This window comes from Nitrosospira sp. NpAV (genome assembly GCF_000832065.1).
Classification (GTDB): domain Bacteria; phylum Pseudomonadota; class Gammaproteobacteria; order Burkholderiales; family Nitrosomonadaceae; genus Nitrosospira.
The window spans coordinates 1-1,540 of the sequence record NZ_JXQM01000068.1; the positions used below are offsets into that span (position 1 = coordinate 1).

The 1,540-nt window shown below is 59.5% G+C and carries 1 protein-coding gene; it reads right to left on the bottom strand.

The annotated features are described in order from the left end of the window. Window positions 1-1,540 (bottom strand): AMP-binding protein (locus tag SQ11_RS15345; RefSeq protein ID WP_041515075.1); only part of this gene is annotated, 1,540 nt, incomplete at both ends.

Below are 1,540 nucleotides of genomic sequence, written 5' to 3' on the forward strand. Positions count from 1 at the left end.
CCAAGCCCTCGCCGCCTATATAGAGTTCCCCTGGTACCCCGATTGGTACCGGCTGAAGCCGGTCGTCAAGCACATACATTTCCGTATTCGCAATCGGCCGGCCAATCGGAATGGGGCTGTGGATTTTTTCCGCGGACGGTACGCGATAACAGGAGGTAAAGGTGGTGTTCTCAGTGGGACCATAAGCAGCGATCAACAGACATTGCGGATGTTGCTCGCGCATCTTGCGGATGTAATCCGGTGACAGCACGTCACCGCCTGTAAGAAGCTGGCGCACGCCACCCAGACATTCGCAATGACCGTCGACCATCTGGTGAAAGAGTCCTATCGTCAGCCAGAGGGTGCTGATCCGGTGATGCTCTATCACATCGGCGAGTTCTTCGAGCGACGGTACGGTGGGCGGCATGATTACCAGCTTCCCTCCGTTAAGCAGGCATGCCCAGATCTCGAATGTCGAAGCGTCGAATGCAATCGGCGCGAACTGGAGAAACACGTCCTCGGGAATGAATGTCGCGTAGCCGGCCTCCCTTATCAGCCGCACCACGGCATGTTGCACGACTCCCACCCCCTTGGGCACGCCGGTTGATCCCGACGTATAGCAGACATACGCGAGATTGTTCGCCACTACTCCGCTTACAGGGTTATCCGTGGGCTCGCACTCGATTTCCTCGCGCGCATCGTCAAGGCAAACCCGCTTCACAATCTCTTCGGGAAACATTCCGAGAAATCGGCGGTGGGTCAGCAACACCGCTGGTTTCGCGTCGCGCACCATTGCCGATAGCCTGGAGGGCGGATCGCCGGGATCCATCGCCAGATAGGCCCCTCCGGCTTTGAGAATACCGAGCAGGCCGACGATGAGATCGAAGGAGCGCTCGACACAGATCGCAACCACGGTCTCGGGACCCACGCCAAGCTCGCGCAGGCGGTGCGCGAGCTGGTTGGCGCGGGCGTTGAGTTCGCCGTAGGTGAGGGGACAATCCTGAAGAACCAGGGCAACCGCCTCCGGACATGCCGCCGCCTGCTCTTCGAATAGATCATGGATACACGATTCCCGGGGATATTCGGTTCGCGTGGCGTTCCATTCGAACAAAAGCTGTCCCCGTTCAGCCTCGGTGAGAATGGGCAGGCTGGAGAAACGGCAGGCCGGATCAGCGGCGGCAGCCGCCAGCAGTACCTCGAAATGACCTGCCATCCTATTGATGGTGCCGGAATCAAAGAGATCGGCGCTATACTCAAAATATCCCGTCACCCGGTGCCCATCGTCAACCAGGGAAAGCAGGAGATCGAACTTGGCGGTGGACTCTTCCCGGTTGCGATTGGCCGGAGCCGATACCTCTTCCATCTCCGTTTCTTCCTTCTCCCCGGACGGAACATTTTGTAGCGCGAACATCACCTGGAAGAGGGGCGCCTGGCTGAGATGGCGCGCAGGAGCGAGCCTGGCCACCAGCATCTCGAAAGGCATGTCCTGATGCGCATATGCCTCGGCCGCCACGGTGCGTACCCGCTCGAGCAGCCCGGCAAACGAGGGATCGCCGGAAAG